Annotated in this window: 2 protein-coding genes; both read left to right on the plus strand. The window is 64.2% G+C overall.

Translation table 11 applies throughout. The features are described 5' to 3' along the window. Nucleotides 1-135 precede the first annotated feature (135 nt). Nucleotides 136-621: a hypothetical protein gene (locus VMA74_RS00005; protein WP_325363537.1), complete on the plus strand. Its 486-nt coding sequence runs from the start codon at nt 136-138 to the stop codon at nt 619-621. Between the two features lie 294 nt (nt 622-915). Beyond that, nucleotides 916-2,691, plus strand: coding sequence for a GGDEF domain-containing protein (locus VMA74_RS00010; RefSeq protein WP_325363539.1), 1,776 nt, complete (start codon nt 916-918; stop codon nt 2,689-2,691). The last annotated feature ends 245 nt before the right edge of the window (nt 2,692-2,936 follow it).

The following is a 2,936-nucleotide window of genomic DNA, read 5'->3' on the forward strand; positions in this document are numbered from 1 at the left end:
TGATCGCCTCGGTCGGCATGGTGGCGCGGCTGCGCGGCATCGACTGAGTCGCTGACCGGGGCGCCGTTTTCACCGCGCTATCGCCGAGCGTTTCCTAGAGTGCCGGCACGCTGCAGCAGGTGGAGGACATCCGGCATGCGAGCCCATCGTTCCTATGCATTGGCGTGGTCGGTTCTGCTTGCATCGACGGCCAGCGCACTGGCCGGCGGCAGCACGACCAGCCACAGCATGATTCCGCATGCGCTGACCGCGGCCGATCGCACCGCCATCCAGCACTACACGCTCTCCGAAGACGCGTTCCAAAAGCTGCTGGCCACCGCCAAGGATGCAAAGGCCAACCAGGTGCCCATCGACATCGTCGACCCGCATGCGCATTCGCTGGACGAGACGGCGGCGCATCTGGAACACAGCGCCGACTTTCGCGCCCTGATCGCGCGGCACGGGCTGACCACGCGCAATTTCCTGCTTGGCGAATACGCGCTGTTGAGCGCCGAATTTGCAGTGAAGTACGCCGGCCAGCCGAACTTCGATGCCAGCTTGGCCAATCCCGCCAACGTTGCGCTGTACCGGCGGCACGAGGCCGAGCTGGATGCCTTGAGCGGGGATGACGTGAACAACTGAAGCAACCGCCTGTGTGCTTGCCGGCGGCGCTTAGCGGCTTTTTGCCGGGGCGCCGCTTCCGTGCGGCCGGTCACGCGCTCACACGAGCGACCAGCTTATGCTTCAGTTTCTCCCTTGCTGGCCGATACAGCGGTTTTGCGCTACGGCACGCCGCACATAGAAGTGCGTGAATTCAGTGATTCCGCAGCCAGGTTCCGACCATCATCGGACGTGTCCGCTGCGCTGATGCCGAGGGCGCGAAATCCCAGACGACACACGAGCGACCCATAACATCGTGGCGCAGAACAGGTATCGATGCAGCTTCAAGCACAGCTAAAGGTGGGCGCAGCGCTTTTGCTCGCGGTCGCTGCCTCCATTTCCGCCTATGTGTTCATCGGCTATGCCCAGGCATACCGGCAAAGCACGCGCAATTTGCAGGCGCTCACTTCCTACGACCACATGCTGAAGGCCGGCAATGCGGTGTCGGCCGAACGCGCGCCGTCCAACATTCTGCTTTGCCTCGACCCGAACGCCGCACCTGCCTACGCAGCGACCCTGACCGCGGTGGCCGATGCGCGGCACCGTACCGATATCGCGCTCGACCAGTTGGACCGCACGATCCGTGCGCGTCCGGATGCGGGTGCCGAAAGCCAGCAGCTGGCCCGGGCAAGAATCTTGCTCGCGCAAGCCCGCGCCGCCTTCGATGCACTCAGCCGCAATGCGCCGACCGAGCGCTCGCCGCAAAAGCTGCAGGCGGCGATCGATGCCTTGATCACAGTGCGCGCGCAGCTCGACCCGCTGATCGACGAGTTCTATGGCCAGGCCGTTGAGCTTGCCCCCGCTCAGGCCGGCATCATGCAGATGGCGCGCATGCTCAGCGATCTGCGCGAATACGGCGGTCGCCTGGCTTCGATGCTGGTGGTGCCGCTGTCGACGCCTGAACCGATCGGTCCTGGCCGTCGCCTGGTGATCGCCAACCTGCGTGGCCGGCTCAATGAACTGCATAGCCTGATTCCGGAACGGTTCAATCCGGACGATCAACCAGACGATGCGATCGATCAGCTGCGGGCGCAGGTTGAGCGCGGCTTCTTCGGGCACACGCTCGCGCTGGTCGACATGCTGATGGGCGAGTCCAATACCGGTTATACCCTGCGCGCGGCAGCCTTCACCAGCCAGGTGCTGCCGGACCTGGTGAAGCTCGAACAGCTGGAGGGGCTGTTCATGCAGCGCGCGATCGCGCAAGTGACGCTGGCGCAACGCGATGACCGCCGGCACATGCGCCTGGTCGGCGCGTGCCTGCTGTCGTTCTTCGTGTTCTTGCTGGGCCTGTTGCAAGCTGCCGACCGGCTGGTGATACGCCCGCTGTCGCTCGCCAAGAACGAGATTATCGGCCTCGCCCAGGGCGAACTGCGCCGCGCGCCGCGCGCCGGGCACAGCGCCGAAACGCGCGCCCTGCATGACGCCATCGACACGCTCAAGCGGCAGTACACCTTCAGCATGCAGCTGGCGATCGAACGCGACGAGCTGAGCAAGGCATTGCGCCGCCAAGCCCATACGGATGCACTGACCGGCTTGTTGAACCGCCACGCGCTGGAGGAGATCACCGGCGATCTCGCCTCCGATCCGGTGCGGTTGGCCAAAGGTCGCGGACTGATTCTGATCGACGTGGACTATTTCAAGCCGATCAACGACGAGCATGGCCACATCGTCGGCGACCTGGTATTGCGCGAGGTGGCCCGGCGCATCCGCCGGCTGGTGCGGGAGCCGCATTTGGGCTTCCGTTATGGCGGTGAGGAATTCGCCGTATTGACCACCGGCTTGTCGATGAGCGAGCTGTGCCAGCTTGCCGAGGACATTCGCCGCAGCATCTCGCATGACAACATCCATGCGCCCGGCGTCTTGACGTTGACGGTGACGGCGAGCTTCGGCGTGGCCAAGGGCAGTACGCGCGTGCGTACCTGGCTGGATCTGCTCAACGCCGCGGATACCGCGCTGTACCAGGCCAAGGCGCAGGGTCGCAATCAAATCGTGGCGGCGCCGTACCCGGCGGACGAGCCGCCCCGTGAACGCCATATGCCACACGGTACTTAATGCGGATGGATACAGGTTTCTTCACGCAATGACGTGAAGACATGCGCGTCATGGGAAAAGTGTAAGCCGGATGTAACACCTAAATTTTCGCGCGGCACTGGACGCCCTCTTTGCGCGAGCGCACGATCAAAAGCCCGATGCCCGATCGGGATGCACTAGGGACCCTATCCGCTTTCCAGGCAAGTCAACGCGACCCCGGCCTGCGTGGCTGCGTCGGACCCACACGGCGGTGCGATGGCTTTTCA

This window comes from Dyella sp. (assembly GCF_035508675.1).
Classification (GTDB): Bacteria; Pseudomonadota; Gammaproteobacteria; order Xanthomonadales; family Rhodanobacteraceae; genus Dyella_B.

Excerpts from the sequence above, each read along its gene's own strand:
- VMA74_RS00010 (WP_325363539.1), top strand. The coding sequence starts at position 916 with ATGCAGCTTCAAGCACAGCTAAAGGTGGGCGCAGCGCTTTTGCTCGCG.
- VMA74_RS00005 (WP_325363537.1), top strand. The coding sequence starts at position 136 with ATGCGAGCCCATCGTTCCTATGCATTGGCGTGGTCGGTTCTGCTTGCA.